This window comes from Streptomyces echinoruber (genome assembly GCF_014651135.1).
GTDB lineage: Bacteria > Actinomycetota > Actinomycetes > Streptomycetales > Streptomycetaceae > Streptomyces > Streptomyces echinoruber.
The window spans coordinates 1-525 of record NZ_BMWH01000107.1; the positions used below are offsets into that span (position 1 = coordinate 1).

The 525-nt window shown below is 62.1% G+C and carries 1 rRNA gene; it reads right to left on the minus strand.

Going from position 1 to position 525, the window contains the following annotated elements:
* Positions 1 to 525: ribosomal RNA gene (locus tag IE225_RS32775) — 23S ribosomal RNA — on the minus strand; the annotation flags it as partial.

Consider the following 525-nt stretch of genomic DNA (forward strand, 5'->3'; position numbering starts at 1 on the left):
GAGGCTTTTCTCGACAGCATAGGATCATCCACTTCGCCGCAATCGGCTCGGCATCAGGTCTCACCCTCGTGTGAGCGACGGATTTGCCTATCGCTCGGGCTACACCCTTACCCCGGGACAACCACCGCCCGGGCTGGACTACCTTCCTGCGTCACCCCATCACTCACCTACTAACCGCTTGGTCCGGCGGCTCCACCACTCCCACCGACGGCAAAGCCGGCGGCGGGCGGTTTCACGGCCTTAGCATCACGATCCTCGGTGTTTGGCGCTTCACAGCGGGTACCGGAATATCAACCGGTTGTCCATCGACTACGCCTGTCGGCCTCGCCTTAGGTCCCGACTTACCCTGGGCAGATCAGCTTGACCCAGGAACCCTTGGTCAATCGGCGCAGGAGTTTCCCACTCCTGTATCGCTACTCATGCCTGCATTCTCACTCGTCAACCGTCCACAACTCGCTTCCGCGGCTGCTTCACCCGGCAGACGACGCTCCCCTACCCAACCCAGCGGGCGTTGGCCCTTCACGC